This is a genomic window from Jatrophihabitans sp., from assembly GCF_046262535.1.
Taxonomy (GTDB): domain Bacteria; phylum Actinomycetota; class Actinomycetes; order Mycobacteriales; family Jatrophihabitantaceae; genus Jatrophihabitans.
This window is the reverse complement of record NZ_JBHEMO010000134.1, coordinates 1-14,492: the sequence shown is the minus strand read 5'-3', so window position 1 is coordinate 14,492 and position 14,492 is coordinate 1. Positions and strand designations below refer to the sequence as shown.

General features: G+C 70.9%; 10 protein-coding genes and 1 pseudogene. 10 read left to right on the top strand and 1 reads right to left on the bottom strand.

Annotated features, from left to right (window positions below):
• Nucleotides 1–41 precede the first annotated feature (41 nt).
• The 9 genes from ABR571_RS17405 (at nt 42) to ABR571_RS17365 (ending at nt 10,471) form a co-directional block, all read left to right on the top strand.
• Complete coding sequence (locus ABR571_RS17405) at nt 42–1,136, top strand: UDP-N-acetylglucosamine--N-acetylmuramyl-(pentapeptide) pyrophosphoryl-undecaprenol N-acetylglucosamine transferase (RefSeq protein ID WP_409454472.1); 1,095 nt, start codon at nt 42–44, stop codon at nt 1,134–1,136.
• On the top strand, nt 1,133–2,638 hold the full coding sequence (gene murC / locus ABR571_RS17400; RefSeq protein WP_409454471.1) for a UDP-N-acetylmuramate--L-alanine ligase: 1,506 nt from the start codon (nt 1,133–1,135) through the stop codon (nt 2,636–2,638). The genes ABR571_RS17405 and murC overlap by 4 nt, the downstream gene beginning before the upstream one ends.
• A complete protein-coding gene (locus tag ABR571_RS17395; protein WP_409454470.1) occupies nt 2,635–3,360 on the top strand; it encodes a cell division protein FtsQ/DivIB in 726 nt (241 codons plus the stop codon). The genes murC and ABR571_RS17395 overlap by 4 nt, the downstream gene beginning before the upstream one ends.
• 194 nt (nt 3,361–3,554) lie before the next feature.
• Nucleotides 3,555–4,709, top strand: coding sequence for a cell division protein FtsZ (gene ftsZ / locus ABR571_RS17390; protein ID WP_409454469.1), 1,155 nt, complete (start codon nt 3,555–3,557; stop codon nt 4,707–4,709).
• Between the two features lie 5 nt (nt 4,710–4,714).
• The gene (locus tag ABR571_RS17385) at nt 4,715–5,452 is read left to right on the top strand and encodes a YggS family pyridoxal phosphate-dependent enzyme (protein WP_409454468.1); all 738 of its coding nucleotides are present in this window, start codon (nt 4,715–4,717) and stop codon (nt 5,450–5,452) included.
• 37 nt (nt 5,453–5,489) lie between these two features.
• Nucleotides 5,490–5,999 carry a cell division protein SepF gene (locus ABR571_RS17380; protein ID WP_409454467.1) on the top strand — a complete coding sequence of 170 codons (510 nt, stop codon included), beginning with the start codon at nt 5,490–5,492 and terminating at the stop codon, nt 5,997–5,999.
• 167 nt (nt 6,000–6,166) lie between these two features.
• Complete coding sequence (locus ABR571_RS17375) at nt 6,167–6,454, top strand: YggT family protein (RefSeq protein ID WP_409454466.1); 288 nt, start codon at nt 6,167–6,169, stop codon at nt 6,452–6,454.
• Nucleotides 6,455–6,558: 104 nt separating this feature from the next.
• Nucleotides 6,559–7,452, top strand: coding sequence for a DivIVA domain-containing protein (locus ABR571_RS17370; RefSeq protein WP_409454465.1), 894 nt, complete (start codon nt 6,559–6,561; stop codon nt 7,450–7,452).
• A gap of 316 nt (nt 7,453–7,768) precedes the next feature.
• Complete coding sequence (locus tag ABR571_RS17365) at nt 7,769–10,471, top strand: hypothetical protein (RefSeq protein WP_409454464.1); 2,703 nt, start codon at nt 7,769–7,771, stop codon at nt 10,469–10,471.
• A 75-nt stretch (nt 10,472–10,546) separates the two neighbouring features.
• Here ABR571_RS17365 and ileS read toward each other — a convergent pair whose 3' ends face one another.
• The gene (ileS, locus tag ABR571_RS17360; protein ID WP_409454463.1) at nt 10,547–13,657 is read right to left on the bottom strand and encodes an isoleucine--tRNA ligase; all 3,111 of its coding nucleotides are present in this window, start codon (nt 13,655–13,657) and stop codon (nt 10,547–10,549) included.
• 461 nt (nt 13,658–14,118) lie between these two features.
• On the opposite strand from ileS, the pseudogene ABR571_RS17355 reads away from it, so the two are divergent.
• Nucleotides 14,119–14,492, top strand: a pseudogene (locus ABR571_RS17355) (hypothetical protein); the annotation flags it as partial.

Sequence of the window (14,492 nt, the reverse complement as noted above, 5' to 3'; positions counted from 1 at the left end):
CCGAGCGAAGCGAGCGGCCCAAAGCTCACGCCGGGCCGGCCGTGAGGGTCGTTCTCGCCGGCGGTCACTCGGCCGGGCACATCGAGCCGGCGATGAACTTCGCCGACGCCGTTCACCGCCTCGCGCCGACCGCCGAGATCACCGCACTAGGCACGGTTCGCGGACTGGACACCACGTTGATCCCGGCGCGCGGCTACCCGCTCGAGTTGATTCCGCCGGTGCCTCTGCAACGCAAGCTCAACCGGGCGCTCCTCGCCACTCCGGCGCGGCTGCGAGATTCGGTGCGGGCGGCCGGAGCGGTGCTCGACCGCGTCCGGGCCGAGGTCGTCGTCGGGTTCGGTGGTTACGTCGCCATGCCGGCCTACCTCGCCGCACGGCGCCGGCGCATCCCGATCGTGGTGCACGAGGCGAACGCTCGGGCGGGCGTCGCCAACCGGGTCGCGGCTCGGCTCACGACGCACGTGTTCACCGCATCGCCGAGCGTGAAGCTCGCGCATGCCACGCCGGTAGGTATTCCGCTGCGGCCGGCGATCGCCGATCTCGACCGGGCAGCGCTCCGCGCCGAGGCGCGGGCCCGGTTCGGTCTCGAGCTCGAGGCGCCGGTGCTGATGGTCACTGGCGGTTCGCAGGGCGCGCAGGCGATCAACACCGCTGTCGCCGGTGCCGCGCCGGCCCTGCGCGCCGCCGGCGTGCAGGTGCTGCACATCGTAGGGCCGGCCAACGTCGTCGACGTCGCGCCCGGCTCGCCGCCGTATGTCGTGGTGCCGTTCGTCGGCGAGATGCAGTACGCGTATGCCGCGGCGGACTTCGTCGTGTGCCGATCGGGTGCGATGACCTGCGCGGAGCTCGGCGCCGTCGGCCTGCCGGCGGTCTTCGTCCCGCTGCCGCTGCGCGGTGGTGAGCAGCGCCTCAACGCCGAGCCGCTCGCCGCCGCCGGCGCCGCGGTTATCGTCGACAACGACCAGTTCACGTCGGCCTGGGTGGAGGCGAACCTGCTGCCGATCATGACCGATCCCGGGCGGATCGCGCAGATGTCCGCGGCGGCCTCACGGTCCGGCGCCCGCGACGCCGACGTCGTCCTCGCCCGGCAGGTCCTCGCCCTGGTAGCCGAACGCCGTCGGGAGCGAGCGGGATGATCCCTCCGACGTCCGACCACGCGGGGGACCGGCCTGACGACTGGGCGGCTCCGGGTGCGGCGCTCGTCCGCAGCGCCGCCACCGACGTCGTCCCGCCCCTTGCCGGTCTCGGCCGCGTCCACATCATGGGAATCGCCGGATCCGGCATGTCGGCACTGGCGCGCATCCTGGTGGAGCGCGGGCTCGAGGTGAGCGGCTGCGAGGCGCGCGACTCGATCACCGTGGCCGGCCTGCGAGCACTGGGCGCGACCGTGCACATCGGGCACTCGCCGGCTCACCTCGACGGCGTCGACACGTTCGTCTACACGACGGCGATCAGTCCGAAGCACCCGGAGTTCGCCGCCGCCCGCGACAGCGGGATGCCGGTGCTGCGCCGCGCGGCCGCGCTCGCGTCGGCCCTGGAGGACAAGCGCTGCGTGGCCGTCGCGGGAACGCACGGCAAGACGTCGACGACGTCGCTGCTGGTCGTCGCCGCGCAGGCGTGCGGCGCCGACCCGTCCTTCGCCATCGGCGGGAATCTGTACGAGACGGGGAAGAACGCCCATCTCGGCAGCGGACCGTTCGCCGTCGTCGAGGCGGACGAGAGCGACGGATCGTTCCTGCTCACCCGGCCGTCCGCGGCGGTGATCACGAACGTCGAAGCCGATCACCTGGAGAATCACGGCGACCTCGAGGGCATCTTCCATGCGTTCGAGCTGTTCGTCGACCGCATCGATCAGGACGGCCTGCTGCTGACCTGTGCCGACGACGCCGGCGCGCGTCGCATGGCAGACTACGCCCGGGCCACCGGGCGCCTCGTGCGCACGTACGGCACCGGCGAGGACGCCGACGTGCGCGTGTCCGACATCGCCACGTGGGCGGACTCGGTCGAGTTCACGGTCAGCGGGCCGGGCGTCGGAGTCCGTCGCGTACGGGTTGGTGCGCTCATCGGCGCCCACATGGCGTTGAACGCCGCCGCCGCGCTCATCCTGTCCGAGCATCTCGGGCTCGACGTCGACGTCGCCATCTGGTCCTGGGCCGCGTTCGGTGGCGTTCATCGGCGATTCGAATCTCACGGCGAAGGCGGCGGCGTGCGGGTCTACGACGACTACGCGCACCACCCCACCGAGATCGCGGCGTCCCTCTCGGCGGCCAAGCTGGCGCTCGCCGCAACCGGCCGGCTGATCGCGGTGTTCCAGCCCGGCACCTACAGCCGCACCCAGACCTTCGCCCGGGAGTTCGCCCAGGCCCTCTCCATCGCGCACGTCGCGGTCGTCATGGACATCTTCCCGGCTCGCGAAGAGCCGATCCCCGGCGTCACCGGCGCGACAATCAGCGACCTGATCGAGCTGCCGGCCGACCAGGTGATCTACGAACCGCGCTATGACGCGGTACCGGAGCGCATTGCCGAACTGGCCCGTCCGGGCGACCTCGTCATCACGATGGGCATCGGCAACGTCTACCTGCTCTGCGACGTGATCCGCGACGCCTGTGCGCGCCAGCCCGACCGGGCGCAACCGTGACCACGACGACGAGGTACCTGCGCGACACCGACGACGACGAGGAGCCTCCGCGACCGGACCGCCGTCGGCCTGCGCTCGCCGTCGTGGGGGCCACGGTCGTCGTCGCAGTTGTCGCCACGTGGTTGGTGGCCTTCAGCTCCGTATTCGGAGCCCGGTCGGTCGACGTTCGCGGCACGCACTTCTTGACCGCCGCGCAGGTGCGCGACGCCGCGCACATCAGCTCCGGGACGCCACTGGTCCGCATCGACACCCTCGCCGTCAGCCGTCGGGTCGAGAAGCTGGCCGCGGTCGCGTCGGCGCACGTCAGCACCTCCTTCCCGTCCACCGTCGTGATCACCGTGACCGAGCGACAGCCGGTCGGCTACGTGCGCTCCTCGAGCCGCAGCGTGCTGGTCGACCGCACGGGGGCGCAGTACCGCGCCGTGGCCGCGGTGCCCGAAGGGTTGCCGAGGTTCGTGATTCCGACCGGGGCCGACGCGCGGCCCACCGGGGAAGCGGTGGCCGCCGTCGCGGCCGCCTTGCCGGCTTCGGTGCGCACGCAGGTCCGCTCGATCGAGGCGTTGAACCCGGCAGCGATCACGCTCGTCCTGACCCGCGGCCGGGTCGTGCAGTGGGGGAGCGACTCCCGGACCACGGACAAGGCACGGCTGCTGCCGCTGCTGCTCAGGCACGGCAGCTCGCAGATCGATGTCACCGACCCGGACCTGCCGTTCACGCGATAAGTCGGCGTGTCGCACGGCGCGCCTGCACCGGATCGCTGCGTCGAAGTTCTAACTTCGGCAACAACATCCCAGGTTGACATAACATTAAGCGTCTACTTGAGGGTGAGGGTTTCCCGGCCCGCTTGCCATCGATCAGCCCGCGCACACCGAACAGCTATCCGGCACGACCAGCCATTGAGGTAGGAGCTCCCACCATGACAGCACCGCACAACTACCTGGCGGTCATCAAGGTCGTCGGCGTCGGCGGCGGCGGCGTGAACGCCGTGAACCGGATGATCGAGGTCGGCCTCAAAGGGGTCGAGTTCATCGCCGTCAACACCGACGCCCAGGCCCTGTTGATGAGCGACGCCGACGTCAAGCTCGACGTCGGCCGGGAGCTCACCCGCGGGCTCGGTGCCGGCGCGCAGCCCGATGTCGGGCGCAAGGCCGCCGAGGACAACCGCGACGAGATCGAAGAGGTCCTCAAGGGCGCCGACATGGTCTTCGTCACGGCGGGCGAGGGTGGCGGCACCGGAACCGGCGGGGCGCCGGTCGTGGCCAGCATCGCGCGCAAACTCGGCGCCCTGACCATCGGCGTGGTGACCCGGCCGTTCAGCTTCGAGGGCAAGCGGCGCGCCACCCAGGCCGACGACGGCATCGACGCGCTGCGCGCCGAGTGCGACACGCTGATCGTCATTCCCAACGACCGGCTGCTGCAGATCAGTGAGCACAACGTGTCGGTCATGGACGCGTTCCGCGCGGCCGACCAGGTGCTGCTCTCCGGCGTCCAGGGCATCACCGACCTGATCACGACGCCGGGGCTGATCAACCTCGACTTCGCCGACGTGAAGAGCGTGATGAGCGGTGCCGGCTCGGCGCTGATGGGTATCGGCGCGGCCCGCGGCGACAACCGGGCCCGCCAGGCCGCGGAGATCGCCATCGCCAGCCCCTTGCTCGAGGCGAGCATGGAGGGCGCGCACGGCGTCCTGCTGTCCATCTACGGTGGCTCGGACCTCGGCCTGTTCGAGATCAACGAGGCCGCCTCGCTGGTTGCCGAGGCGGCGCACCCGGACGCCAACATCATCTTCGGCGCGGTCATCGACGACACGCTCGGTGACGAAGTGAAGGTGACCGTCATCGCCGCCGGGTTCGACAGCGGTCAGCTGCCCTACAAGAAGGTCGACATCCGGCGCGAGCCGGCGGCGACGACGCGCTTGACGCAGCCGGCGCCGTCGCCGTTGCCACAGCCGCGTCCGGCCGCCGAGCCGGATCCGGCCGACCAGTACTCCGTGCCCGTGACCAACGGGGTGGCCCGATCCACCCCGGTGACCATCGACGACGAGCTGGACGTCCCGGACTTCCTGAAGTAGCGGCCGTGTCGGCTGGTGGGGACGACGAACGCCGCCGGGCCGAGCTGGTCACCGCGCTGGGCGCCGTGCGCGCGCGTATCGCGGCGGCCTGTGCCGACGCCGGGCGCGACCCGTCGTCGGTGACCCTCGTTGCCGTGTCGAAGACGCGCCCCGCTTCCGACATCGCCACCCTGGCCCGGATCGGCGTCACCGACGTGGGCGAGAGCAAGGACCAGGAGGCCCGGGCCAAGATCGCCGAGCTGGCCGGCCCGCCGTATCCGCCGGTCGAGCTGCGGTGGCATCTCGTCGGGCGGTTGCAGACGAACAAGGCGCGCAGTGTCGTGTCCTACGCCCACGCCGTGCACTCGGTCGACCGTCGGAAGCTGATCCGGGCACTGGCCGATGCGGCGGTTGCCGAATCGCGGCCCACACCGCTCGACGTGTTCGTCCAGGTCAGCCTCGACGGCGATCCCGACCGCGGCGGGGTTCCCGCCGCCGGCGTCGCCGAGCTCGCGGACGCCGTCGCTGAACGTCCACAGCTACGGCTGCGGGGCGTGATGGCGGTACCGCCGCTCGGCGCCGACCCGGACTCCGCCTTCGCCCGGCTGGCCGACGTGTCGCACGCCCTGCGGGCGGCGCACCCGAAGGCCGACGCCATCTCGGCGGGAATGAGCGAGGACCTCGAAGCGGCCGTCCGACACGGATCAACACACGTGCGTGTCGGATCGGCGTTGCTCGGACGTCGAAGCCCCGTTGTCGGCTAGCGTCCGGGTACAACGATCCCGAAGTTCTGGAGGAGCAATGCCCGGAGCGATGCACCGCATGGGCGTCTATCTCGGTCTCGTCGAGGACGACGAGTACTCAGATGCCGACGGTTACGGGCAGACGACCGAACGGGCGCCGGCCCGCCGCGACGATTACGCCGAGCAGCGCTACCCGCGCGAGTCCGCGCACGTCGAATCGTCCTACGGGCGCGAGTACGGCGAGGACAAGGCGGGCCAGTACGCCGACGAGTTCGTGCCGTCCTCGCAACCGACGTACCAGATCACCGCGCTGCACCCGCGCACCTACAACGAGGCGCGGACGATCGGCGAGCACTTCCGCAAGAGCACCCCGGTGATCATGAACCTGTCCGACATGGACGATGCCGACGCCAAGCGTCTCGTCGACTTCGCGGCGGGGCTCACCTTCGGGCTGCACGGTCGCATCGAGCGGGTCACGGCCAAGGTCTTCCTGCTCAGCCCGCACAATGTGAGCGTGACGGCGCAGGACAAGGCCCGCATCGAAAGCGGCTTCTTCAACCAGAGCTGAGCTAGCCCGCCTCCCCGGGATTCACTGCTGTTGTCGCGAACCAGCCTTGCGTTGCGGTGCCGCTGTCGCCTGCGGCTCCCAGCGCCAACTCACTGGGCCAGCGGCACTCACTAGGCTGGTGACACGTTGGGGAGGCAGCCGGCTTTGGATGGGGAGGGTGGTGACCGATGGCGCTGTTGTGGGGCGTCATCGGATACGCGATTTATGTCTACATAATCCTCATTCTGGCCCGACTGGTGGTCGACTGGACCCGGCAGTTCGCCCGCGCCTGGCGGCCGGCCGGTGCCGCCGCCGTCGGGGTCGAGCTCGTCTATGTCGCGACAGATCCGCCGATCCGCCTGCTGCGTAAATTGGTGCCGCCGCTCCAGCTCGGTACTGTGAGCCTCGACTTGAGCGTCATCATCCTGCTCATCGTGCTCATCGCGTTGCGCCAGGTTGCCCTGACGTTCGGGTAGGGCGTTCCCTAGGATCGAGCAACACCGTGAATCTTGTGCACAATGACCACCGCACCACAGCCCGCCGGCGTGACCGGCATGCGACGAGCCACTGAGGTGACCGAATGCCGTTGACCCCTGCTGAAGTACACAACGTCGCCTTCAAGAAGCCGCCCATCGGTAAGCGGGGATACGACGAGGAAGAGGTCGATGCCTTCCTCGACATCGTCGAGGTCGAGCTGTCGCGCCTCATCGAGGAGAACAACGACCTCCGGGCCCGGATCGGTTCAGGCCAGCCCGCCCCGGCGCCCGCCGCCCAGGGCGACGACGGTGCCGAGCTGAACGCCGCCCGTGAGGAGAACGCCCGCCTGCAGAGCCGGATCGCGGAGTTGGAGCGGACGATCAGTCAGAGCAAGAACGGCGCGCAGCAGCAGATCGTCCAGCTGCAGCAGCAGCTCGCCCAGACCGAGCGCCAGCTCGGGGAGAACCGCAAGCAACTCGAGCAGGCCCAGCAGAACCTGGCCGCCGCCCAGCGGACACCCCCCGCGGCCACCCGCGACGCCAACGCCCCGAGCGAGCACCACGCGCAGGCGGTCCAGATGCTCGCGCTCGCCCAGCAGACGGCCGACCAGCACCTGGCCCAGTCGAAGGCCGAGGCCGAGCGCCTCGTGACCGAGGCCCAGAGCAGTGCCGAGGCGATGATCGCCGCGACGAACGAGAAGACGAGCCGTCAGCTCGCCGACGCCGAGAGCCGGGCCCGCCAGCTGCAAGAGGAGAGCTCGGCGCGGGCGACCCAGGCGGTGCAGGACGCCGAACAGCGGGCCGCAACGATCACTGCCCAGTTCGAGCAGCGCAAGGCCGCCCTCGAGCGGCGGGTCGAGGAACTTCGCACCTTCGAGCGGGAGTACCGCACCCGGCTCAAGAGCTACCTCGAATCGCAACTGCGCGACCTGGACGCGACGGGCAAGACCGACGCCGCCAACTCGACGGGCGAGTTCGTCGACGCGCAACAGGGTTGATCCGGCGCATCGACGACAGGCAAAGCACGAACGTGCAGCCGGTCGGCCCGCAGGGCGTCCGACCGATGCTGTGCCCGTCCGGTTCGGGGAGTGAAGCGCCGTGGTGCTGATTGGTCTGCTGATCTTCGCCGTGGTGGCGGTGATAATCGGCCTGGCGTACGCGAGCGTCGCGTGGCTCATCGCTTCGATCGTCGCTACCGTGCTGGCGGCAGCGGTTTTGTACCGTTCGTGGGGCACGATCAAGGAGCGCCGGGCACATATGGCACGTGGTAACAGAGCGGACAGGGCGGAAAAAAGTGACAAGGACGCTGGCCGCATGAGGGGACGCCGCCGCAAGGCTGCGGCCGAGTCGGCGCCGGACTCGCCAAGTGAGTCCGCCGCGCTCGCCGCGACCGGGCCGGCCGACCAAGTGATGGTCGTCGACGGCCGGCCGGAGTACCACCGGCTCGGCTGCGCCCTGCTCGCCGACCTCGATCCCGAGCCGATCCCGCTCACCCAGGCGATCGAGGACGGATTCACGCCGTGCCCGAGCTGTTCACCGGTCGGTGGTCCGGCGGCGGAGGCTTTCGAGCCGCCGGCCAGTTCCGCTGCCGAGGTCTGGGTCGTCGACGGCAGCCCGGAGTTCCACGACGAGGGTTGCCTGACGCTCGTCGGTCGCAGCGCCGAGCCGATCCCGCTGAGCCAAGCCGTCGAGGACGGCTTCGAGCCGTGCCCGGTCTGCCGGCGGGCCGAAGCCGCCGCCGTGCCGGCTGGGCCGTCCGTCGGGGGCGCTGGATCGTCCGCACGCGACGTGTGGGTGGCCGACGGATACCCCGAGTACCACCACGCCGGCTGCGGCGAGCTCGAGGGCCTTGAGGCCGAGCCCATCCCGTACGACCAGGCGGTCGAGGACGGTTTCCAGCCGTGCGTCGTCTGCAACCCTGACATCGAGTTCGCCGGGGTGCCCGTCGCTCCGGTGAGCGCACCCGTGCTCGCCGCGACGATCCGCCGGGTCTGGGTCGTCGACGGCCACCCGGAGTACCACGTCGAGGACTGCACAGCGCTCGTCGGCCTGCCGTCCGAGCCGGTCCCCTACGACCAGGCGATCGAGGACGGTTTCGAGCCGTGCACCGTCTGCACACCCGACGCCGCGATCGCCGCCGACCTCGCCGCGCCCGAGGCCGCGGCGGCCGAGCCCGAGCCCGCGGTGGCCGAGCGTGCGCCGGCGGTGCTGGAGCCCGAGCCCGCGGTGTCCATGACGAAGTTCGAGCACGGGGCGACGACGGCGTTCGAGCCGCTCGCGGCTGATCGGTCAACCGGTCGGGAAGTGTGGGTCGCCGACGGCTACCCGGATTACCACCTCGCCGGCTGCCACGAACTCAACGGCCTCGACTCCCAGCCGGTCCCGTACGACCAGGCGCTCGAGGACGGCTTCCAGGCCTGCGCGATCTGCCGGCCCGACACCGAGGTCGATGTCGCGCCCGAAGACGTGCCTGCGGCCGCACCGGCGGCCGACGAGCCGGCCGAGGACGTCGCGGTGGCTTTCGCTGGGGCTCAGGTGTGGGTCGTCGACGGCTTCCCCGACTACCACCGCGCGGGCTGCCGGCAACTCGCCGGGCTGGACGCCGTGGCAGTGCCGCACGATCAGGCGGTGGAGGACGGCTTCGCACCGTGCGCAACCTGTGAGCCAGAAGCCGCCGTCGCGCCCGACGACCGTCCGGAGCCCGAGCCGGTCGCTGCCGCCGACGTCGAACCGGAACTCGAGCCAGTCGGTGCTTCGACCGCCGAGCTCGGGCCGGCCGGTACCGCACCGGCCGGAGATTCCGCCGACGTCTGGGTCGTCGACGGCTTCCCCGACTATCACCGCGCGGGGTGCCCGGAACTCATCGGGCTGGACTCCGAGCCGGTCCCGCACGACCAGGCGGTGGAGGACGGCTTCGCCGCCTGCCGGGTGTGCGACCCCGAGGCGTCCGAGGCACCGCAGGGCCCCCCGGAACCCGAGCTGGAACTGGAGCCGGAACTCGAGCCCGAGCTCGCGCCGGAACTGGTGGCGGAGCCCGAGCCGGAATTTGCGGCGGAGCCGGAGCCGGCCGTCGCTCAAACCGACCGCCCGGCTGCCGCATTCTCCGATGTCTCCGACGCCACCGGGCTCGAGGTGTGGGTGGCCGACGGGTACCCGGACTTCCACCTGGCCGGTTGCCGCGAGCTGGCGGGACTGGACGCCGTGGCGATCCCGTTCGACCAGGCCGTGGAGGACGACTTCCAGCCCTGCGAGATCTGCGAACCCCACCTCGCGCTGACCGCGGCCGTCACTGGTGCGTCCGGCGCACCGTCGGGCGAACCCGAGCCTGAGGCCGAGACCGCGCTGATCGGAGGTGCGCCCGACCTCACGAACCAGGACGTCTGGGTCGTCGACGGCTACCCGGACTACCACCTGCAGGGGTGCGAGCTCCTGGTCGGCCTCGACGACGAGCCGGTGCCGTTCGAGCAGGCGGTCGAGGACGGCTTTGCGCCGTGCCCGGTGTGCCTGCCCGTCGCGGCCGCCGCCGCGCCGGCAACCGAAGTCCCGCTCGAGCCGGAGCTCGAGCCGGAGCCGGAGCCGGTGGTCGCGGCCGAGCCCGAACCGGAGCCGGAGCCGGAGCCGGAGCCCGAGCCCGAGCCGGAACCCGAGCCCGAGCCGGAACCCGAGCCCGAGCCCGAGCCGGAACCCGAGCCCGAGCCCGAACCGGAACCCGAGCCCGAACCGGAACCGCAGCCCGAGCCCGAGCCGGTGGTCGCAGCTGCGCCCGAGCCCAAGCCGGAGCCGCAGCGGGCGCCGGAGCCCGAGCTCGTCGCCGTCGGCGCGGCGGTCGCCGTCGAGCCCATCGCGTCCGGCGCGGCATCAGGCAGCGCGCGGCGGGTGTGGGTAGTTGACGGCCGGCCGCGCTACCACGCGCAGGACTGTCTGATCATCAAGGGCCAGAAGTCGCAGAGCGTGCCGTACGACCAGGCGGTCGAGGACGGCTTCATGCCGTGCTCGCTGTGCCAGCGCAACCGCTGAGCCGTTTGCACCCGTAGCCGCTGCCAACTCCGCCGCAACCGGCGAGTTGGCGACGGTTACGGGTGCATACCGGCGTCAGTCGGTCGCCTTGCGCAGCCACACGCGCAGCCCGAGCCCCTCGTCGGCTGCGCTGTAGAGCTCCTCGCCCGGTTCGCCCTCGTGCAGGGCCACGGCCAGCACCTCGGCGGCGATCTGCGCCGCGTGGACGCGGATCGCCTCGGCCGGCTCGGGTGAGCCGCCGACCCGCCACCACAGCTGGATGCGGTCGGTGACGTCGAGGCCGGCGTTCTTACGGGCGTCCTGGATGAGCCGGATGATCTCGCGGGCCAGTCCGGCCAGCCGCAGCTCGTGCGTGAGTTCCAGGTCGAGGGCCACGGTGTCGCCCCCGGCCGAGGCGACCGCCCAGCCGGAGCGCGGCGTCTCGGCGATGATCACCTCGTCGCCGCTGATCGGGAGCGTCTCCCGGTCCAGTTCGATGCTCGCGGTCCCAGCCCGGTAGGCGGCGACGAAGGCGACCGGATCGAGCGCCTGGATCGCGTCGGCGACGGCCTGGGTGCGCTTGCCGAAGCGGCGGCCCAGCTCGCGGAAGTTCGCCTTCACCGACAGCTCGACCAGCTCGTCGGCGTCGCTGAGGCTCGCCAGGGCGACGACATTGAGCTCTTCGCGGACCTGGTCCTTGAGGTCCTCGGGCAGGGTCGCCCATCCCGGCGCGGAGATCAGCGCCTGGCCGAGCGGTTGGCGGGTCTTCATCTTCGAGTCGGCGCGCGCCGACCGGCCGAGCTCCACCAACCGCCGCACGAGGGCGACCTGGCCGGAGAGCGCGGGGTCGACCTGGGCCGGGTCGGCACTCGGCCACTGGGCGAGGTGCACGGAATCGACGCCGCCGGTGACCGCGAACAGCGCCGACCACACGCGCTCGGTGACGAAGGGGATGAGCGGTGCCAGCAGCCGGGTCAGCACGTCGAGGCACTCGTGCAGCGTCGACAGCGCCGCCGGGTCGCCGTCCCAGAAGCGGCGCCGCGAACGGCGGACGTACCAGTTCGACAGGTCGTCGATGCAGCCGCTGAGCGCCTTCCCGGCCCGGGCGGTGTCGAAATTCTCCAATGCGTCGTCCACGTCAGCGGCCACCCGGGAGACCTCCGACAGCGCCCATCGGTCGAGCATGGTGCGCTCGCCGTCGGCGCCCGGAACCCACTCGTTGGCCCGGGCGTAGAGGGACTGGAACGACGCGATCGACCAGTACGTCCTGATGACCTTCGACGCGATCTCGTCCAGCACCTTGTGCCCGACCCGGCGCGAGGACCACGGCGAGCCGCTGCACAACATGAACCAGCGCAGCGCGTCGGCGCCGTGCTGATCCATCAGCGGGATCGGCTCGAGGATGTTGCCGAGGTGCTTGCTCATCTTGCGCCCGTCCTCGGCCAGGATGTGGCCGAGGCAGACGACGTTGCGATACGACGACCGGTCGAACACCAGCGTGCCGACCGCCATCAAGGAGTAGAACCACCCACGGGTCTGGTCGATCGCCTCGCAGATGAAGTCGGCCGGGTAGGCCGCCTGCGCCTCATCGGCGTTGCGGTACGGAGCGCCGAACTGCGCGAACGGCATCGAGCCGGAGTCGAACCAGCCGTCGATGACCTGCGGGACGCGCCGGTACGTGCCGTCCTCACCGGGCAGCGTGAACGTCACATCGTCGACGAAGGGACGGTGCGGATCGGCCAGCTCGACACCGGACAGCTCGTGCAGCTCGGCGAGTGAGCCGATGCAACGCAGCCGGGTCGGGTCCGCGTCGTTGCGCCAGATGGGGAGCGGCGTGCCCCAGTAGCGGTCGCGCGACAGCGACCAGTCGATGTTGTTGTCGAGCCAGTCGCCGTAGCGGCCGTTCTTGATGGTGGCCGGATACCAGTTGGTCGCCTCGTTCTCGGCCAGCAATTGCTCCTTGATCGCCGTCGTCCGGATGTACCAGGCGGGCAGCGCGTAGTACATCAGCGGCGTGTGGCAGCGCCAGCAGTGCGGATAGCTGTGCGTGTACGGCACGTGGCGGAAGAGCAGTCCGCGCGCCCGCAGGTCGTCGACGAGCGGCAGGTCGGCGTCCTTGAAGAACATCCCGCCGACCAAAGCGATCTCGGCCTCGAAGTGACCGTTGGCGGCGATCGGCTTGACCACGGGCAGGTCGTAGGCGCGGGCCACGGCCATGTCGTCGGCGCCGAAGGCGGGCGCCTGGTGGACGAGTCCGGACCCGTCGTCGGTGGTGACATAGTCGGCGAGCACCAGAAAGTTGGCGTCCTCGAGCGGAATGAGCTCGAACGGCCGCTGATAGGTCCAGCGCTCCATCTCGCGCCCGGGGAAGGTGGCGAGCACCTCCGCGTCGTCGCCGAGTGTCTTGGCCAGCAGCGGTTCGGCGATCACGAGCGTGGCGTCCCCGTCGCGGGCGACCAGGTAGGTGACCTCGGGGTTCACCGCGACCGCGGTGTTGGAGACGAGCGTCCACGGGGTCGTGGTCCAGACCAGCAGATCGGCCACGCCGGCCCACGGCCCGGACGTCAGGGGGAACCGGACGAAGACCGAAGGGTCGGTGACGTCCTCGTAGCCCTGGGCGACCTCGTGGTCGGACAGCGGCGTGCCGCACCGGGGGCAGTAGGGCGCGACCCGGTAGTCCTCGACGAGCAGTCCCTTGTCGAAGATCTGCTTCAGCGCCCACCACACCGACTCGACGTAGTCGGCGTTCATCGTCCAGTAGGCGTGCTCGTAGTCGGCCCAGTAGCCCATGCGTTCGCTCATCGACTCGAACGCGTCAACGTGGCGCTGGACGTTCTCGCGGCACTTGGCGTTGAACTCGGCGATCCCGTACGCCTCGATGTCGGGCTTGCCGGTGAAGCCGAGCTCCTTCTCCACGGCCAGCTCGACCGGCAGGCCGTGGCAGTCCCAGCCCGCGCGGCGCGGGACGTGGTAGCCCTTCATGGTCCGGTAGCGGGGGAAGACGTCCTTGAAGGCGCGGGCCTCGACGTGGTGGGTGCCCGGCATGCCGTTCGCGGTCGGCGGGCCCTCGTAGAAGGTCCAGGACGGGGCGCCGGCGGTGGCGTCGATGCTGCGCTGGAACACCTCGGATTCGACCCAGCGGGCGATGACCTCGGAGTCGAGGGCCGGGAGGTCGACGTGGGGCGGCAGCGGGTCGTAACCGTTCACCGGTACAGCTCCTTCGAGTCGGGCGACTGCTCGGACTCGAGGGACGACGCCGTTGAGCGCCGCGGTACCACCCTCGTTGACCCGCCGCCTGCCTCCGGCCGCGGGCCCACTTCGTTTCGTTTCCGGTTCTACTGGAGCTCTTCCGCGGCTGGGCTGCGGCGATCGCCCGTTCTTCCGGAGCTCAGAGGTGATTTCGCGGGCGGACCGTACCCCCGGGCTTCCACCGTCCCCGGGTCGCTTCGGCCGGATTCCGCCGCTACTTGTCCTCGTCAGAGCTGGAACCAATCGTAGCCACCCGAAGAAATGGGCCGGGCAAAGCGCCTGTTTCCCTGCTCCGCCGCCCGAAAAAGGCGGGTTCGGCGGCGCGGGGAGTGGCGGTGCGGTTCGCGGACTCGTATATTGACCGCCTTTGCGGGCGCCGATCGAATTCGCGAAAAGCGGCCGATGACGAGAGGGGTCTTATGGCTGGCGTCGGACGTATCGGGCGGGCGCTGCGCCGAGCGGGCGCAGGGGGCCGGGCGCGTGCGACGACCGACGGCACCGACGGCGGATCGGCGGCTGCGACGTCAGCGCCCGGCCGCTCGGTGGCCGCCGCCAAGGCGCCGGCGAAGAAGTCGGCCAGGGCAACCGTGACCAAGGCCGTGCCCGGCAAGAAGGCGGCGCCGGCGAAGAAGGCGGCGCCGGCGAAGAAGGCGGCGCCGGCGAAGAAGGCGGCCCCGGCCAAGAAGGCCGCTCCGGCCAAGAAGGCCGCTCCGGCCAAGAAGGCGGCCCCGGCCAAGAAGGCGGCCCCGGCCAAGAAGGCGGCTCCGGCCAAGAAGGCGGCTCCGGCCAAGAA

What these genes read in the sequence shown, in the direction of transcription:
- ABR571_RS17370 (WP_409454465.1), top strand. Translation starts at nt 6,559, where the DNA reads ATGCCGTTGACCCCTGCTGAAGTACACAACGTCGCCTTCAAGAAGCCG.
- murC (WP_409454471.1), top strand. Translation starts at nt 1,133, where the DNA reads ATGATCCCTCCGACGTCCGACCACGCGGGGGACCGGCCTGACGACTGG.
- ftsZ (WP_409454469.1), top strand. Translation starts at nt 3,555, where the DNA reads ATGACAGCACCGCACAACTACCTGGCGGTCATCAAGGTCGTCGGCGTC.
- ABR571_RS17375 (WP_409454466.1), top strand. Translation starts at nt 6,167, where the DNA reads ATGGCGCTGTTGTGGGGCGTCATCGGATACGCGATTTATGTCTACATA.
- ABR571_RS17380 (WP_409454467.1), top strand. Translation starts at nt 5,490, where the DNA reads ATGCCCGGAGCGATGCACCGCATGGGCGTCTATCTCGGTCTCGTCGAG.
- ABR571_RS17365 (WP_409454464.1), top strand. Translation starts at nt 7,769, where the DNA reads ATGAGGGGACGCCGCCGCAAGGCTGCGGCCGAGTCGGCGCCGGACTCG.